Below are 18,175 nucleotides of genomic sequence, written 5' to 3'. Positions count from 1 at the left end.
TATGAGTAAAGTTAGTATTATAGGAGCTGGTAATGGTGGTATGACTGCTGCTTACCATTTAAGTAAAATAGGGAATTCTGTTTGTATATATGATTCTCCAAAATTTGATGCACAGATAAGAGCAATAAATGAAAAAGGTGGAATAGAAGCAGTAGAAGAATTACACGAATGCCCAATGTTATTTTCAGGTTTTGAAAAAATAACAAAAGCGACAACTGATATAAAAGAAGCAGTAGAATTTTCAGATATATTAGTAATGATATGTCCATCATTTGCACAGGAAATATTATTTAGAGAAATGCTTCCACATTTAACAAATGGTCAGACATTAGTTTTAATGCCAGGTAACTATGGTGGATTAGTTCTTAACAAAATAAAAAATGAAGAAAGAAAAGACTTAGAATTAACATTTGTTGATGCTATAAGTATACCTTGGGCATGCAGAATAGTAGAACCAGCTAAACTAGCTATAATGGGATTAAAAGAATTCCTTCCTATGAGTGTATTCCCATACTCAAATGTAGAAAAAGTTAAAGCTAGAATGGAAGGATTACTTCCATTAGATGTAGAATTCCTAAAAAATCCAATAATAGCAGGAATGGAAAATATAAACTTTGGAGGACACCCATTATTAACAACATTAAATATGGGTATATTAGAAAACTTCAATGGAGAATTTAGCTACTATAGAGATTGTTGTAGTACAGCAACAGCAAATGCAGCAGCTAAAATGGATCTTGAAAGATTATCAGTAGGAAATGCATATAATTTCAAATTAAGAACAGAACTTGAAGCTATGAATGCATTATATGCATCTGATTATGAAACAGTATATGAATTTAATAGAGCATCAACTACACATGTAAAAATAAGTAGCTCACCAAATAGCTCAAAAGCTAGATATATAACAGAAGATGTTCCATATCTTCTAGTACCATGCTATGAATTTGCTAAAAAAGCAGGTATAAGAGTACCAATAGTAGAATCTTGTATACACATAGCATCAGCATATAATGATGAAGACTACTTTACAACTGGTAGAACTCTTGAAAAAATGGGTCTAGCAGATCTTACAGTAGAAGAAATAAGCTCATATTTTGAAGCATAGTAAATAAGCCCCTTAAAATAAAATTATAAAGACCCCTTAATAAAAAGACACTGTATCAAACAGTGTCTTTTTTATATAATGAAATTTTAAAAATACAACCTTTAGAAGAAGGTATATGTTCAATAGAACCTTGATGAAGTTGTATAATCTTATAACAAATACTCATTCCAAGTCCAGATTTACCATTAGCTCCTTTTTCAAAAGGTTTAAATATACTGTCGTAATTATCTAATTTAAGAGATTCTCCATCATTGTAAAAAATAATATTTATTTTAGAGTTTGATTCAAATATTCTTATAGATATTAAAGATTTTGCATACCTTGTCCGATTATCAAGAATATTTTCAAATGCAACCTTTAATTCATCTTCATATACATATGAATATAAATTATTATCTAAACTAGAAATTACTTTTATTTTTGGATTTGCTATGAAAAATGCTTTAAAAGTATTTAAAACTTCAGATAAAATCAATCCAATAGATTTATATGTAAGTTTAGATTTATCAGGTGATGATTCTAATTTAGATAAAATTAAAAGATCAGCAACTTTTTTTTCTATTCTATCTGTTTGCTCTAATATAATATCGAAAGTAGAATCAACATTTCCAGAAGGATAAATATTTTCTTTTGCAGCCTGTGAATAACTTCCGATTATCATTATTGGAGTTTTTAATTCATGAGAAATATATTGCAACATAGATTGTTGAAGTAAATCTTTTTCATATAATTTTCTCCTCATATCTTCAAAGACATCTCCAAGTCTTTTAATATCAGCATCATCAGAATCTATAGATATAGGTTTATCCCAATCTCTTTCGGCTATTTTATCTGCATATGAACTAATATCATTTATTCCAGAGGTTATTTTTTTACATATAATTTTTATAAATTTAATTGAAAAAATAAAAATAAAAAATAAACCTATAAATAAAAATAAAATAATTTTAGGAAAAATTTCTCTATAAATATCCTTTATAACAGAATATCTATAAACTTTTTCACCACCTTTTTCATCTATATCAATCATATACATAATATATTTTCCATCGACTTTTTCTTTATATAGTTTTGATTTAGCGACTTGTTTTTTAGCTTCATCTAAAATTTTATCAGCTGTTTTTTTACCATGGATAGCTTCTACAAGATCAATACTATTTGCAGTAACACCTAAAATCCACTCATCTTTAATTACACTATCTTTATTATCATTATGATATTCTATAATCCTATCTTCAAAAATATGGTTAAAGTGATAGTATGACCAAAAATAAATTATACCAACATTAATAGATGTAATAACTATAATAAGCATTGAAAAGTATACACATAATCTAGAATACAAACTATGTCTAGGTTTAATATTTTTTTTCATTTATATTTATTTATTTAACCTATAACCATATCCATATATGGTTTCAATATTAATATTTGGAAGTTTTTTTCTTATTCTTTTTATAGAGTTATCTACCACTCTGTCACTTCCAAAATAATTATCTCCCCAAACATTTTTTAAAATTTTGTTTCTAGACAATGCGATAGAATTATTATTTACAAAATAAGTTAAAAGATCGTATTCAAGAGAAGATAAATCGATTTCTTCTGAATTGAAAAAAACAATCCTTTTTTTGGTATCAATAGAATACTCTCCAAGTTTTATAATATGATTTTCTAAAGCTTTTTCAGAAGAAGGTACACGAGCTAATAATTTTTTAGCTCTTAATACAAGTTCTCTAGGCATAAAAGGTTTTGCTATATAATCATCACATCCCATTTCAAGACCGAGAATTTTATCAATATCATCTCCTCTAGCAGAAATTAAAATTACAGGAGTAGATGGATTTAAAGCTTTAACCTTATTCATTAATTCAAAACCACTTCCATCTGGAAGCATAATATCAATTACATATAAATCTACATTGTCTGAAATATTGTCAAAAGCAGAATTTAAATCTGCAAAAGAAGAAACTGAAAAACCTTCATTAGATAAATATAATGAGAGAATATTTCTAAGTTGCTCTTCATCTTCTAAAAGACAAATATTATACAAAAAAATCACATCCTTATCATATTAATTAAATATATTTCCAATATAATTATACTAGAATTATATAATTAATATAAACATATTTTTAATTTATATATGGATAAAAAAAATAATATGGTATAAATAATATTAATGGAATAATATATTTATATATTAAATGTCTTTTGATTAGAGAAAAAAACTAACTATTAAATATACGAGAAAAAATATAATATTAAAGTATAGAAAAAAGGTGATAGAAATGACGAAATTAGCTAAGAGACAAAGATTGATTTTAAATATGTTTATAAACTCAAAAGACTATATAAAAGGAGATTATATAGCTCAGTCTAATAAAATTTCTGTTAAAACTACACAAAGAGAAATAAAAGAAATAAATGATTTTTTAAAGTTATACAATTGTAAAATTGAATCAAAAAGAGGTCAAGGATATAAATTTGAATATACAAAATTAGAAGATGTAAATATATTAAAAAGTATCCTTGAAGAAAGCGATTGTAAATTAACTTACATATTAGAAGAGAATAGAGTAGATTGGATTATACGAAAGTTAGCTCTTTTGTATATAGACAGTGAAAATGAGGCGATAAAATTAGATGAATTGAGCGAAGAACTTTTTATAAGTTTATCAACACTTAAAAGTGATTTAAATGTAGTTAAAGAAATCTTAAAAGAATACAACTTAAATATTGAAAGAAATGGAAATTTAGGAATTTATATTGTAGGAAAAGAAAATAAGTTTAGATATTTTTTATCAGATTATTTAGTTCATAAAATGAACTTAAAAAAATCAGATACTATATTTGGAATGATTGATGATGAATTATCAGATGAAATAAAACATATAATAGTTGAAACTATAAATAATTATAATTTAAATATTACAGATTTAGGATTTGATAATTTATTCAATCATATAGTTATAGCAATTACAAGGATAAAAAATAATAAATTTATAGATGAGAATAAAAAAAATATCATTGAAAATAACGATATTGAATATGAAGCATCAAAATATCTTTGCAACAATATATATAATCTATTAAATACAGAATTTCCAGATTCAGAAATTATGTATATTTATCAGCATTTAAAATCTCAAAATAGATTATTTAAAGATGATAATTATACTCTTGAAAAAGAGGATTATGAAAATTTAACAATAATAAGAAAGACTTTAGTAAAAATATATGAGGAAGTAGGTATAGATTTTACAAAAGATGAGATTTTGGAAAAAGGACTACTTGTACATTTAAACAGTGTATTAAACAGAATAAAATATGGAATGAATATAAGAAATAATTTATTAGATGAAATAAAGAAAAATTATGTTTTTGCATATGAGTTAGGAGATTTTTTAGCAAATGAGATAGGTAGAAATTTAAATGTTGAGATAGATGAAAATGAAATAGGTTTTTTAGCGCTACATTTTGGTGGAGCACTAGAAAGAATGAATATTAGAGAACGAAAAGAAAAATTAAAAGTAATCATTGTATGTGCATCAGGAATGGGGACATCTATACTTTTAAGAAGCAAATTAATAAACAGATTTGGCTCAAAAATTAATATTATGGGAGTGTATCCATCATATAAATTAGACAAAATAGAATTAAAAGACATAGATTTTATACTATCGACAATAGACTTAGAAAATGAAAACCTTCCAATTATAAAGATATCACCAATTTTAGATGAACAAGATTTAAAAAAGATAAATCATTTTTTAAAAAATGGTAATGAAAACTTTGGGATAAATATAAAAAATTATTTCAAAGAAGAACTATTCATAGAGAGTTTAGAAAAAGATAATTATATAGATGTTATAGAATATATGGCAAATAAATTATATGAATTAGATTATATAGATGATGTTATGAGAAATTCATATATTGATAGAGAAAAATTATCTTCGACAGAAATAGGAAATTTAGTAGCAATACCTCATGCGATAGTGGGTAAAGTTAAAAAAGCAGGTATATTTGTAGCTATATTAAAAAATCCTATAAAATGGTTTCACACTGAAGTTCAATTGGTTATGATGTTAGCTATTGACAAAGATGTATTTTTAGAACATGAAAATATATTTTTAGATATTTATGAACCAGTAAACGAATTGTACAAAGTAGAGGAAATTATTAAACATAGGAGTTTAGAATATATAAAAAAACAATATTAATTAAAAAATAAAGGAGAGATTAAAATGAAAAAAATAATAGTAGCATGTGGAGCAGGAATAGCAACATCAACAGTAGCAATACAAAAATTAAAAGCAGAATTTGAAAAAAGAGGGTTATTAAATCAAATATCATTCACTCAGTGTACTGTTGCAGAACTAGCAGGTAAAGCTGATGGACATGATATGATAATAACAACAGCTCAGTTTTCACAAAAATTAGATATACCAGTATTATCAGGATTACCATTTATAACAGGAATGGGAATAGATAAATTAATGGATGAAATAATTGAAAAGTTAGGAATGTAGGTGAATTAAATGTTAAATGAAGATTTAATATTTTTAAACAAAGATTTTAAAACAGATAAAGAGTTTTTAGAAAATATATCAGATGAATTATTAAAAAAAGGATATGTAAAAGAATCTTTTAAAGAAGCAATATTGAAAAGGGAAGAAGAGTTTCCAACAGCAATAGGTACAATAAAATATAATTTAGCAATTCCACATACAGATTCAAAACATGTAAATAAACCAGGAATAGCTTTAGTTAAGTTTAATAATAAATGTAAATTTAAAGAAATGTGTACAAATAATGAAATAGGTGTAGATATAGCATTTGTTTTACTTGTAACAGAAAAAGAAAAACAAGTTCAACTACTATCTAAATTAATGGAAATATTCTCTCAATCTGAGTTTTTAGAAAAAATATATAAAGAAGAAAATTCTTCAAAAATTGTAAGTCTTTTAAATGATAAATTAATATAAAATTATAAGGAGGAATTAATATGAGCATACTACAAAAGTTAGTAGACTTAGGTCCATCAGTTATGATGCCTATAATATTTTGTATATTTGCACTTCTTTTGGGTGTTAAATTTGGTAAGGCCATAAAATCAGGACTTTTAATAGGGATTGGTTTTATAGGTTTAAACATTGTTATAACATTATTAACAGAAAATCTTGGACCAGCAGCAGAAGCTATGGTTACAAACTTTGGATTAAATTTAAAAGTACTTGATGTAGGTTGGCCAGCAGCATCAGCTATAGCATTTGGATCTACAGTAGGTGTACTTATAATACCATTAGGAATAATAATAAACATAGTTATGCTACTTACAAAAACTACAAGAACAGTAAATATCGATATATGGAATTTCTGGCATTTTGCATTCACAGGTTCATTAGTGTATATATTAACAGGAAGTTTATCAATAGCTCTAATTTTAGCCGGAGTTAATATGATAGTAACTATGATAATAGCAGATAGAACAGCTCCGTTAGTGGAGAGTGAATTAGGTCTACCAGGAATATCTATACCACATGGTTTTTCAGCATCATATGCTCCTATAGCTTGGGTAGCAAATAAAATATTAGATTTAATACCAGGTATAAATAAAATAAAAATGGATGCTAATGATATACAGAAAAAATTTGGTATATTTGGTGATCCAGCAATACTAGGAACAATGATAGGTATTTTATTAGGATGCTTAGCTAAATATAATATAAATAAAACATTAAATCTTGCTATAGTAATGGGTGCAGTCTTAGTACTTACACCAAAAATGGCAGCAATACTTATGGAAGGTTTAATGCCTGTATCAGAAGCTGTTCAAGAATTAATACAGCGTAAATTCAGTGGAAAAGCAAAATTATACATAGGATTAGATTCAGCAGTAAGTGTAGGACATCCTGTAACATTAGCTGTATCACTTGTATTAGTACCAGTTACATTAATATTAGCTTTAATCGTACCTGGTAATCAGTTCTTACCATTTGCATCATTAGCAGGATTACCATTTATGTTTGTACTTATAACTCCACTTGCAAGAGGAGATTTCTTTAGAACTTTCGTAATAGGTGTAGTTATAATAGCTGTTGGATTATTAATAGGAACAAATATGGCACCATTATTTACTCAAGCAGCAGTAGCAGCTAAATTTGCAATTCCAGATGGAGCAAGACTTATATCAAGTATAGATTATGGTTCAAGTCCTCTTCCATGGATAATTATTAAATTAGCAGAATATAAAAACATAGGAATTGGAGCTTTAGTTATTGTAACTCTAGGTCTTATGATATGGAATAGAAGTATAATAGTTAAAGAAGATAAACAAATGGAAGAAAAAAATAATATGCAAGCATAGTAAATATAAAAGTTAACCCAATAAAAAAACTAGCTATCATTAGTATAAATGGTAGCTAGTTTTTTATTTGATTTAAATTCTAAAGAGAATATTTACATATTCCGTTTATAAATGTATTATATACATTTAATTTATTATCTATAACAACGAAATCAGCATCAAGACCTGGCTTAATAGAACCACAAACATTTTCTAAATTACAACTTAAAGCAGGATTAAAAGATGCCATTTTTATAGCTTCCTCTAAAGTTGCTATATTCCAATCGACTACATTTTTTATAGCTTTATTCATAGTTAAAACACTACCAGCTAAGCTACCAGTAGTAAGTTTAGCAGTTCCGCCTTTTACAATTACATCAAATTCTCCTAGTGTATAATTACCATCTTCCATAGAACCAGCTCTCATACAATCAGTGATTAATACGATATTATCTCTGCTTTTTGCATTCATCATAATATTTGCAGCAATAGGACTTATATGATGTCCATCACAGATAAGTTCTGCAAAAGTATTCTTTAATTCCATAGCAGCCCCAACCATGCCTGGTTCACGATGTGTAAGAGGACTCATTCCATTGTAAGTGTGAACAAAAATATTTGCTCCAGAAGCTACAACTTTTTTAGCTTCATCGAAAGTAGCAGCACTGTGACCTAAAGCAACAGTTACATTATGTTTTGTAGCATAACTTGTGAATTCTGCAGCATTTTCACGCTCAGGAGCTATTGCTATTTTTTTTATTAAATTATTTGATTTTTTTTGCCACTGATCCAAAATATTTGAATCTGGATCTTTAAAATATTTTTTATTCTGAGCTCCTTTAAATTTTTCTGTAAAGAAAGGACCTTCAAGGAAAATTCCCTGTATCTTAGCACCTTCAATATCATTATAAACATTTGCTATATTTTCAACAGATTCATTAAGTCTTTCTATGGAATCTGTAAGAGTTGTAGGTAAAAAACTTGTTACACCATATTTTAAAAGTCCTTTAGATATTGTTTTTACTGCTTCAGGTGTATTGTCCATAATATCACAATTTAAAAGCCCGTGAATATGAGTATCTACAAATCCTGGAGCGATTAATTTTCCTGAATAATCAATTATATTATCAGAATTAGGTTTTTCCTTTTGGAATGATTCAAATTTGCCGTTATTTATACATAAATAACCATTTTCTTCTACACCATAATTCATAAAAAATTTATCAGCATAAATATAAGTTTTCATAAAATTTCCTCCTAAAAATTGTTATCTAACGTGTCTTATTTTATAAATAAATTTATCACTTCTAGCTACACTTAATGTAAATTCTATAACTATATTATTATCATTATAAGTTGTACGAAGTAATTTTAAACAGGCTGAATCAATAGGTACGTCTAAAAGAGTAGATTCTTTATCAGAAACTATTCCAGCAGAGAATTCTTCATCTGCGATTTTTATAATTTCATTATAATCTTCTTGAAAAATTTCATATAACGGCTTTTCTATAACTCTTTCTTTTGAAAGACCTGGAAATTCTATAAATGGTAAATAAGTTCTTTCAAGCATCATAGGTATATCATCAGCCAATCTTAGACGTACAATTTTTATCATTTTATCACCAGTTTTTATTCCAAGCTTTTCTGCAAAATAATTAGTACATTCTAAAATATCAAAAGAAAGTACTTTTGTAGAAGGTACTTTTCCAATTGATTTCATATGTTCTGTAAAGCTATAGCTATCCATTAAATTTTGAGATTGTCTGTTTATTGAAGATACAAATGTACCTCTACCATGTCGTTTGTAAATGTATCCCATATGTTCTAAATCAGCCATAGCAAGCCTTACTGTTGTTCTGCTTACTCCATATTCATCACAAATTTTTCTTTCAGATAACATCCTATCATTAGGTTGCATCTCATTTTCAATTTTTTTTCTTAATATTTCAACTAATTGGTCGTATATAGGTCTTTTATCTTGTCTATTTATCATAATTATCCTCTCTCTTCTAAGTGGTAATAACCACAGTTAGATTATAAAATACATCATTATCTCTGTCAATTGTCAAATTTAATTATTATATTATCACAAAATCAGTTTTTTTATCTTAAATAAAAATTATTTTATTGACAATAAAAAAAAAATAATTTATATTTAAGTGGTAATAACCACTAAAACTAAGGAGGAATATATATGATTACAACTATAACGTTCAATCCATCGATAGATAGAATGTATAGAGTGGATGAAATAAACATAGGTGAAGTTCAAAGAGTGAAATCTACGAATGCAACAGCAGGTGGAAAAGGATTAAATGTTACCAAAGTTTGTAAAATTTTAGGTGAAGATCCAGTTGCAATAGGATTTCTTGGAGGATTTAATGGCAAATATATAAAAAATGAATTAGATAAAAAAGAAATAAAAAATCAATTTACAGAAATAAATTCTGAAACAAGAAACTGTTTAAATATAATAGATGAGAGTAAAGTTAGTACAGAATTTTTAGAAAAAGGACCTGTTATAGAATTAGAAGAATTAAGTAAATTTGAAAATGATCTAAATAAAGTTATAAAAGATACCAAAGTATTAGCAGCTTCAGGAAGTCTTTGTCAGAATATGCCAGTAGACTATTACGCAAAAATTGGAAATATTTGTAAAGAAAATAATGTTAAATTTATTCTAGATACATCAGGAGAATCTCTTAAATCAGCATTAAAATCAAAACCATATTTAATAAAACCAAATACAGATGAGATAAAACAATTATTAGCTATAGATATAAATTCACAGGAAGAAATAGTAAGTGCAGGGAAACAGCTTTTAGATATGGGAGCTGAAAATGTATGTATATCACTTGGAAAAAATGGAATGATTTATATTTCTAAAGATGTTGTTTATGAAGTTAAAATTCCTACAGTTGAAGCTATAAATACAGTTGGTAGTGGGGATAGTACGATTGCTGGGTTTAGTGTAGCAACTCTTAGAGGATATGATTTAGAAGAAAGTATAAGATTAGCAAATGCTTGTGGTATAAGTAATGCACTTAATATTGATACAGGATTTGTAAAAATTGAAGAAGTAGAAAAATATAAAAAGTTAGTAGAAATAAAAATAATTGGATAAAAATAGATTTGTTTCTATTGACAAAGAAAAATAAATAATTTATATTATCTTTAGTGGTAATTACCACATAACAAGTTAAAAACAAATTTAACAAATATATTTTTTTAAAGAACTGGTTATAACCTTATAACCATATGATATAAGGAGGGATTTAATATGTTTAAACTAGATGAACAAAAGTTAAAAAATCTAGGTGCGATAATAACAACAACAGAAATAAAACAGCAGCCAGAATTATGGGCTGAAGCTTATGAAATATATAAAGCGAATAAAGAAAATATAGATAAATTTATAAACAATATTAATGAAAAACATGGACAATTTAGAGTTATATTTACAGGTGCAGGAACTTCTGCATATGTTGGTAATTCAATAGTTCCGTATTTAAGCAGTAAAAATGATATGAAAAAATGCATAATAGAATCTATAGCAACAACTAATATAGTTTCTAATCCATATCAGTATTTAAAAGAAGATGTTCCAACTTTATTAGTTTCATTTGCAAGAAGTGGAAATAGTCCAGAAAGTATAGCTGCTCTTAATTTAGGAAAACAGATAGTTAAAGATTTCTATCATTTAGCTATAACATGTGCACCAGAAGGTAAATTAGCACAGATGACAAAAAATGATGAACATAACTATTTATTATTAATGCCAGAAAGATCAAATGATCAAGGTTTTGCTATGACAGGTAGTTTTTCTTGTATGATGTTATCAGCAATGCTTATATTTGATAATCTTGATGAAAATGAAGAAAGCTCATATATAAGAACAATAATAGAAATGAGTAATAATGTAATAGATAGAAAAGATGAAATACATGAATTAATAAATACAGATTTTAATAGAGTAGTTTACTTAGGATCAGGTGGCTTAGGTGCCTTAACTCAGGAAGCTCAGTTAAAATTACTTGAATTAACAGCTGGGAAAATAGCCACTGTATATGACTCTTCAATGGGATTTAGACATGGTCCAAAATCATTTATTGATGAAAATACTTTAATATTTGACTTTGTTTCTAATAATACGTATACAAGACAATATGATTTAGATGTATTAGAAGAGATAAATGGAGATCAAATATCAAAATTAACATGTGCAATATCAGTAGAAGGAGAGAATAATTTCTCTGGAAAAACATTTGGATTTGAAAAAAAATATTCTATGCTTCCAGATGTATATCTTGCATTCCCATATATATTATTTGCACAGGCGTTATCTCTATTTGTATCAGTGAAAGTTGGAAATAAACCTGATACACCATCTCCAACAGGAACAGTTAATAGAGTGGTAAAAGGTGTTATTATACACGAATACGAAAAATAAAATTGATTTCTTAATTTATAGATTAATTTAAAGGAGGTTTTACTATGGCATTAGTTACAACAAAAGAAATGTTATTAAAAGCACAGGAAGGTAATTATGCAGTAGGTGCTTTTAATGTAGAAAATATGGAAATGGTAATGGCAGTAGTAAGTGCGGCTGAAGAATTAAATTCTCCAGTAATATTACAGACTACACCATCAACTGTAAAATATGCAAGTTTAGATTATTATTTAGCAAATGTAAAGGTTGCAGCTGAAAGAGCAAGTGTTCCAGTTGCTATGCATTTAGATCATGGTTCAAGTTTTGAATTAGCTATGCAGGCACTTAGAACAGGATATACATCAATAATGATAGATGGATCACATGAATCATTTGAAGATAATATAGCCGTATCAAAAGCAGTTGCAGATGCATGTAGACCATCAGAAATACCAGTAGAAGCTGAACTTGGAAAAGTAGGTGGAAAAGAAGATGATTTAGATGGTGGAGAAGGAAATGCACATACAGATCCACAGGAAGCAAAAGAATTTGTAGAAAGAACAGGAGTATCATCTTTAGCAATTGCAATAGGTACTGCACATGGAATATATAAGGGTGAACCAAAAATAGATTTAGAAAGATTATCAGAAATAAGAGAAGTTGTTTCTGTACCATTAGTATTACATGGTGGTTCAGGTATACCAGATGAAATAATAAAAGAAAGTATAAGAAGAGGTATATCAAAAGTTAATTATGCTACAGAACTTAGAATAGCATTCAGTAATGGAGTTAAAAATTTATTAGCTGAAGATCCTAATGTAATAGATCCTAAAAAATATGGTGCTGCAGGGCGTGAATCTGTAAAAGAATTTGTCAAAGGTAGAATGGAAATTTGTGGCTCAATAAATCGAGCTTAAATAATATAAATTTATAAATAAGAAATATCCTGAATTAAAATAAAAAATTTGGGATATTTCTTAAAATTTTAAACAAAAGGATAAAGTTTTCCTAATAGATATGAAAAAAATGAATTTTTAAAATTAATAAAAAGTTATTATAATTAATTGGTAACAGGAAAGATTGAAAGATAAATAGTACAAAAATTTCAATAAAAATTATGAAAAAAATCATCTTTTACTAAAATAAAGTTTTAGATATAATTTTAATAGGCTTTAGATGATACAACTGATTAGGGGGTGAGGTTATCAGACAGCGTATTATTCTTGAAGAATTTATAAACTGTAAAGAAGAGTATTTAAAGTTAGATTATTTTGCAAAAAAATTAGGAGTATCTACTAGAACTATACGAAATGATATAAAAAATCTTGAAAAAGATTATAAAAAAAATGGATTCTATTTAGAGTATAAAACTAGATTAGGATATATTTTAAAGATAGTAGATAAAGAAAACTTTGAAAAGTACTTTAATGAATTACCCGTAGATATAGTTGAAAGCCCTGAACAAAGAATAGACTCACTAATAGTAGAACTCTTATTAAAAGATGGATATAGAACGATAGAAAATTTAAGTGAGCAATTTTTGATAAGTGTATCTCAGATGAAAAATGATTTAAAGAAGGTAGATGAAAAGTTAGCTGAGTACAAAATAGAAATAGAAAGAAAACCACACTATGGAATAAAAGTCAAAGGAAGTATAGAAGATATACAAGAAGTTCTTAGAGTTGAGTATTCAAAACTTAATAGAAATTTCATGGAATATAGAATGGAATTTATTGATAAAACAAAACTTATAAAAATAAAATCAATCGTAAATGAAATTTTAAAAAAATATGAAATAGAAATAAATATAACAGAACTTGAAGAATTATTGGCTCATATAATAATACTTTATATAAAAACAGGTATAAGAGAAAAAAATGATTCAATTAAATTAGAAAAAAAAGAAGAAAATCAAGTTCTAGGAGAAATATTAAAGAATGTATTTAAAGAGAAGAGGTATTATTTTACACAACGGGAAAATGATTACCTAAGAAATCTTATAAAAAGTAAAATTAAAAATACGAAAATGACTACTATTAATGTAGATAAAAATAAATTAAAAAGAATTATGCATGATTATTTTTCTGAAATTGATAAAAGATATAAAACAAATTTATTAGATGAAGAAGAATTTTTAAAACTACTATATATACATATATTAGCTTTAATAGATAGATCTAAAAGAAATCAAAGTGTATCAAATCCTTTTTCTGAAAAAATAAGTCAACAATATCCTACAGTTTTTAACTTAGCAATACAGCTTTCAAAAATAATAGAAAAGGAATATGATATAAAAATTGATCAAAATGAAATAGGATTTATAGCAACCCATATTGCAGTACCATTTGAAAAAAGGCAAAAGGATAATTTTAATAAAAAGTATAAGATAGCCATAGTATGTTCATCAGGAGGAGGAAGTGCATTCTTAATAAAAATAAGATTATCAGAAATATTTCCAAATGCAGAGATAGAAAACTTTTCACTTCTAGATGAAAGAGATGTAATATCATTCGATCCAGATATAATATTTTCTATAAGAGAACTTTCATTTAAAACAAAAGCACCAGTTGTTTTAATAAATGAGATATTAGATGACTTAGACAATTTAAGTATAAAAGAGAGTGTTATGTTAGTTGATAGTATGAGTGATATTAAGAATCCTAAAGATTATATATTGAGTCTATTTAATAAAAATAATTTTAGATGTATAAAAGACAGTAAGGATTATAAAGAATTATTATATAGTATGGCTCAAGAAATAGTTGATGAAGGAATTTGTTCAGAAACATATCCGGATGATGTATGGGAAAGAGAGGAGTGTCTTAGTACCATATATAAAAATGGGGTAGCAATTCCACACCCAATAGAGATGACTGGAAGTAAAAATATTATATCGGTAGGTCTTGTACAGGCTAGTGTCAAAGGAACAGAAAGAGTACCTAAAATAATTTTTATGATTTCTCTAATAAAAGGTAACTTGGAAATTCATAAGCAAATATCAAAATATTTAGATAAAATTATGAATAGTAAAGAATTGGTTGATATGCTAAATAAATCGCAATCTTATGAAGAATTTATTTATAAATTAAAGATATATATAGGAGGATAAAATGAACATAGATTTTTTAAAAGAATTATCAAATGCAGATGCTATAGCATCAAATGAAGGTGAAGTTAGAAAAATAATGTTAACAGAATTAAGTAATTATGCTGATAAAATTTCTTATGATGGTTTAGGAAGTATAATATTTTCTAAAATAAAAAGTGAAGATGCTCCTAATATAATGCTTTGTGCACATATGGATGAAGTGGGATTTATGGTAAGAAGTGTTGATAAATTAGGTATGATACACCTTATAAATATAGGTGGAGTTAAACCATTAGCACACTTTACTCAGAGAGTAAGAATAACAACAAGAAAAGGTGAAAAAATACCAGCAATAATAAATGCTACTTATAATGATGGAAAAGCTGAAAAGATATATGCAGATATCGGTGCTTGTACAGAAGAAGAAGTATACAATCTAGGAATTAGAGTTGGGGATATGGTTACATATACAACTGAATTTGAAAAATTTAGCCTAGACAATAGACTAGTTGGTAAAGCATTTGATGATAGATTAGGTTGTTTTGTAATAGGAGAAGTTTTAAAAAATTTAGAAAATAAAGATTTAAATTGCAATGTTCATTTTGCAGCAACAAGTAGTGAAGAAGTTGGTATAAGAGGTGGAAAAACAGCAACACATCTTATAGATCCAGATATAGTATTTGCAATAGATGTTGCGTGTTCAAAAAATGAATTTATAAGAGATTATACAAATCAGAAGCAAATCGATAAAGGTGTAATGCTTATGCATAGAGATAGAACATTAGTACCTAATAAAAATTTAGTAAACTATGTGATAGACACTGCAGAAGAAGAAAATATATCATTACAACATGATATGTTCCAATCAGGAGGAACTGATGCAGGAGAAGCTCATCTTGTAAACTCAGGGAAAGCAGCAGTTGTTACATGTATACCAGTTAGATATGGACATTGTGCATTTTCAATAGTAAGCAATAAAGATTTAGAAGATATAATAAATCTTTATACAAAAATGATTTTAAATCTAGACGAAGAAAAATTTAATAACATAAAGAATTTTATTTAATGAAAAAGGAGAACTAAGAATAATGTCAACAGAATTACAAATAATGGAGCTTATTTCAACAGCAGGAGAAAGTAAAGCAAAAGCTTTTGAAGCTTTAAAGAAAGTTAAAGAAAAAGATTTTGATGGAGCAAGAAATTTAATAAAAGAGGCTAGAGAGATAGATTTAGCAGCACATAATATACAGACAGAATTAATAACACGGGATTTAAATGAGGAAGTTGAAAGTCCTGAAATGAGCTTATTAATGGTCCATGCTCAAGATCATTATATGACTTCACAGTTAGCCAAAGACATAATAGAAGCAGTAATAAATGTCTTTGAAGAAGAATAAGTAAAAAATTATATTTAATATAATCAATATAAAATAAAATAATTAAAAAATTCTAGGAGGAATAAAATTATGAGAATATTATTATGTTGTGCAGGTGGATTTTCTACAAATATGTTAATGCAGAATATGAAAAAAGTTGTAAAAGAAAGTGCTAAACTTAATGAAGCAGATTTCGCTTTTACTGCTATACCAGCAGATTCATTAGAAAGTGAAATAGATAATTGGGATATAGTTATGATAGGACCTCAGGTATCTCATAAAACTGACTTTATAGCATCAATATGTGAGCCAAGAAATAAACCATTTGTTGTAATAGATAAAGATGTTTATGGGAAAATGGATGGAGCTACTGTTATGAAATTAGCTTTATTAACTTATAAAAAGCATCAAATGGGAAAATAAATAATAAAATAATAAATAATAAATAAGGAGATTAAGATATGTTCGCTAAATTTGAAGCATTTATGAACAAAGTGTTCATGCCTTTAGCACATAAAGTTGACAATCAACGTCATTTAAGTGCAATAAAAGCAGGTATGGTAGCAATGACACCATTTACAATATTAGGAAGTATATTTGCGATACTTCCAGCATTACCAAATATGCTAGGAGAAAGTAATCCAGTAAGTAAATTTATATTAAATAATTCAGCTATACTAGACTTACCAGTAACACTTTCAATAGGATTAATAGGATTATATGCATGTATGTGTATAGCATTCAACTTAGGAAATCATTATAAATTATATATTCCTGGATGTATCACTCTTGCAACATTTGCATTTTTATTCTTAGTTGCAGATATAACTCCAGAAGGAGCATTAGATTTAGGTAACTTAGGTGCAAAAGGTTTATTTACAGGAATGATAGCAGGATTACTTTCTGTAGAATTATATAATTTCTGTAAAGTTAAAAACCTTACAATAAAGATGCCAGAAGGTGTGCCAGATTTTGTTTCTAAATCATTTGAATTAATTCCAACAAGTATAATAGTTGGTGGTACATTTATAGTATTAAGATTCTTATCATTAAGTGTATTTGGGGAATTACCACCACAAATACTTACAAGATTCTTAGCTCCATTAGTTGGTAGTATGGATAATCCATGGGCTGTATTAGGATTAAACTTTGCAATATGTACTATATTCTTCTTTGGAATACACTCATCTGTATTCAGTCCAATAACAAGACCAATAATGGTTACATTTATAGCTGAAAATATAGCAGCTATGCAGGCTGGACAGCCAATACCACACTTCTTTACAGCAGGAGCATCTAGTGCTTTCTTTGGATTTACTGGTTGTGGTATAAGTATAGGATGTGTTGTAGCATGTCTATTATCTAAAAATAAAAGATATAAACAGATCGGAAAAGTATCATTATTCCCAGCTTTATTTGGAATAAATGAACCAATACTATTTGGTGCACCAATAATATTAAACCCAATAATGTTTATACCTCATGTATTTGGAGGAGCTATAATAGGTACATTACCAATGTTCTTTATGCATTGGGGATGGTTAAATAAACCAGTATTCGACCCTCCATATGTTGGTGTATTCTTAGAAGGTTTCTTAACTAATGGTGACTGGAGAACAATTCTTGCAAATGGATTACAGCTAGTATTAGCAATAGCATTATATTGGCCATTCTTCAAAATTATGGAACGTCAGGAAGAAGCAGCTGAAGCTAGCAAACAAGCAGAAGAAACAAAAAATATATTCTCAAGTGAAGATGAAGATTTACTTGGAGATTTAGATCTAGACTTCTAAAAGGAGGGATATTAAGGCTTCTAATTTTAAAT

At 27.0% G+C, this 18,175-nt stretch carries 17 protein-coding genes; 13 read left to right on the top strand and 4 right to left on the bottom strand.

Annotated elements, in window-relative coordinates; all coding sequences use genetic code 11:
- Position 1: 1 nt before the first annotated feature.
- Positions 2-1,108: an NAD/NADP-dependent octopine/nopaline dehydrogenase family protein gene (locus tag Q1J78_RS00815; protein WP_300279169.1), complete on the top strand. Its 1,107-nt coding sequence runs from the start codon at positions 2-4 to the stop codon at positions 1,106-1,108.
- 55 nt (positions 1,109-1,163) lie between these two features.
- Here the strand turns inward: Q1J78_RS00815 and Q1J78_RS00810 are convergent, their stop codons facing one another.
- Both Q1J78_RS00810 and Q1J78_RS00805 read right to left on the bottom strand, forming a co-directional pair.
- The gene (locus Q1J78_RS00810) at positions 1,164-2,483 is read right to left on the bottom strand and encodes a sensor histidine kinase (RefSeq protein WP_300279166.1); all 1,320 of its coding nucleotides are present in this window, start codon (positions 2,481-2,483) and stop codon (positions 1,164-1,166) included.
- Positions 2,484-2,489: 6 nt separating this feature from the next.
- The gene (locus tag Q1J78_RS00805; RefSeq protein ID WP_300279162.1) at positions 2,490-3,158 is read right to left on the bottom strand and encodes a response regulator transcription factor; all 669 of its coding nucleotides are present in this window, start codon (positions 3,156-3,158) and stop codon (positions 2,490-2,492) included.
- A gap of 238 nt (positions 3,159-3,396) precedes the next feature.
- Here Q1J78_RS00805 and Q1J78_RS00800 point away from each other — a divergent pair, with 238 nt between their 5' ends.
- The 4 genes from Q1J78_RS00800 to Q1J78_RS00785 are packed head-to-tail and all read left to right on the top strand — an operon-like array spanning position 3,397 to position 7,478.
- Positions 3,397-5,331, top strand: coding sequence for a BglG family transcription antiterminator (locus Q1J78_RS00800; protein ID WP_300279159.1), 1,935 nt, complete (start codon positions 3,397-3,399; stop codon positions 5,329-5,331).
- 24 nt (positions 5,332-5,355) lie between these two features.
- The gene (locus Q1J78_RS00795) at positions 5,356-5,640 is read left to right on the top strand and encodes a PTS sugar transporter subunit IIB (RefSeq protein WP_300279156.1); all 285 of its coding nucleotides are present in this window, start codon (positions 5,356-5,358) and stop codon (positions 5,638-5,640) included.
- A gap of 9 nt (positions 5,641-5,649) precedes the next feature.
- Positions 5,650-6,096, top strand: coding sequence for a PTS sugar transporter subunit IIA (locus Q1J78_RS00790; RefSeq protein ID WP_300279153.1), 447 nt, complete (start codon positions 5,650-5,652; stop codon positions 6,094-6,096).
- A 20-nt stretch (positions 6,097-6,116) separates the two neighbouring features.
- On the top strand, positions 6,117-7,478 hold the full coding sequence (locus tag Q1J78_RS00785; RefSeq protein ID WP_300279150.1) for a PTS galactitol transporter subunit IIC: 1,362 nt from the start codon (positions 6,117-6,119) through the stop codon (positions 7,476-7,478).
- A 79-nt stretch (positions 7,479-7,557) separates the two neighbouring features.
- On the opposite strand, the gene nagA is transcribed toward Q1J78_RS00785, so the two are convergent.
- Both nagA and Q1J78_RS00775 read right to left on the bottom strand, forming a co-directional pair.
- The gene (nagA, locus tag Q1J78_RS00780; RefSeq protein ID WP_300279147.1) at positions 7,558-8,703 is read right to left on the bottom strand and encodes an N-acetylglucosamine-6-phosphate deacetylase; all 1,146 of its coding nucleotides are present in this window, start codon (positions 8,701-8,703) and stop codon (positions 7,558-7,560) included.
- 21 nt (positions 8,704-8,724) lie between these two features.
- The gene (locus Q1J78_RS00775) at positions 8,725-9,450 is read right to left on the bottom strand and encodes a GntR family transcriptional regulator (RefSeq protein WP_300279144.1); all 726 of its coding nucleotides are present in this window, start codon (positions 9,448-9,450) and stop codon (positions 8,725-8,727) included.
- A gap of 201 nt (positions 9,451-9,651) precedes the next feature.
- On the opposite strand from Q1J78_RS00775, the gene pfkB reads away from it, so the two are divergent.
- From pfkB to Q1J78_RS00735, 8 genes are all read left to right on the top strand, one after another.
- Complete coding sequence (pfkB, locus tag Q1J78_RS00770; protein WP_300279141.1) at positions 9,652-10,581, top strand: 1-phosphofructokinase; 930 nt, start codon at positions 9,652-9,654, stop codon at positions 10,579-10,581.
- 156 nt (positions 10,582-10,737) lie between these two features.
- The gene (locus tag Q1J78_RS00765) at positions 10,738-11,907 is read left to right on the top strand and encodes an SIS domain-containing protein (RefSeq protein WP_300279138.1); all 1,170 of its coding nucleotides are present in this window, start codon (positions 10,738-10,740) and stop codon (positions 11,905-11,907) included.
- Between the two features lie 44 nt (positions 11,908-11,951).
- A complete protein-coding gene (gatY, locus tag Q1J78_RS00760) occupies positions 11,952-12,803 on the top strand; it encodes a tagatose-bisphosphate aldolase subunit GatY (protein WP_300279135.1) in 852 nt (283 codons plus the stop codon).
- A gap of 287 nt (positions 12,804-13,090) precedes the next feature.
- On the top strand, positions 13,091-14,995 hold the full coding sequence (locus tag Q1J78_RS00755) for a BglG family transcription antiterminator (protein WP_300279204.1): 1,905 nt from the start codon (positions 13,091-13,093) through the stop codon (positions 14,993-14,995).
- A 1-nt stretch (position 14,996) separates the two neighbouring features.
- Positions 14,997-16,040, top strand: coding sequence for an aminopeptidase (gene ypdE / locus Q1J78_RS00750; protein ID WP_300279132.1), 1,044 nt, complete (start codon positions 14,997-14,999; stop codon positions 16,038-16,040).
- Between the two features lie 22 nt (positions 16,041-16,062).
- Positions 16,063-16,371, top strand: coding sequence for a PTS lactose/cellobiose transporter subunit IIA (locus Q1J78_RS00745; RefSeq protein ID WP_300279129.1), 309 nt, complete (start codon positions 16,063-16,065; stop codon positions 16,369-16,371).
- 69 nt (positions 16,372-16,440) lie between these two features.
- A complete protein-coding gene (locus Q1J78_RS00740) occupies positions 16,441-16,773 on the top strand; it encodes a PTS sugar transporter subunit IIB (protein WP_300279126.1) in 333 nt (110 codons plus the stop codon).
- Positions 16,774-16,811: 38 nt separating this feature from the next.
- Positions 16,812-18,143, top strand: coding sequence for a PTS sugar transporter subunit IIC (locus Q1J78_RS00735; protein WP_300279123.1), 1,332 nt, complete (start codon positions 16,812-16,814; stop codon positions 18,141-18,143).
- Positions 18,144-18,175 lie beyond the last annotated feature (32 nt).

The sequence above is a fragment of the Peptacetobacter sp. genome, assembly GCF_029264495.1.
Classification (GTDB): Bacteria; Bacillota; Clostridia; order Peptostreptococcales; family Peptostreptococcaceae; genus Peptacetobacter.
The sequence above is the reverse complement of the archived record's forward strand: the minus strand, read 5'-3'. Positions and strand labels throughout refer to the sequence as shown.